Consider the following 258-nt stretch of genomic DNA (forward strand, 5'->3'; position numbering starts at 1 on the left):
TGGTGGCCTGAGCGGCGTGCCCAGAACCCGATCCCATCTCGAACTCGGCCGTTAAACACGCCAGCGCCCATGGTACTGTGTCTCAAGACACGGGAGAGTCGGTCGCCGCCAGACCTGCCCATCGCAAGACTCACACCTTCCCTCACCACGAACACCGATCCGGCCCCCGGACACGGCGCACGCTCACACAGAGCCCGCGTCGACCCGGATCAGCCGCACAGACTTGGCGCGGGGTGGAGCAGCCCGGTAGCTCGTCAG

The 258-nt window shown here is 66.7% G+C and carries 1 rRNA gene; it reads left to right on the forward strand.

Annotated features, from left to right (window positions below):
* Positions 1–114 (forward strand): 5S ribosomal RNA (gene rrf / locus ACLBYB_RS33530); the annotation flags it as partial.
* Positions 115–258: the final 144 nt, after the last annotated feature.

It is taken from the genome of Methylobacterium sp. D54C (genome assembly GCF_053345595.1).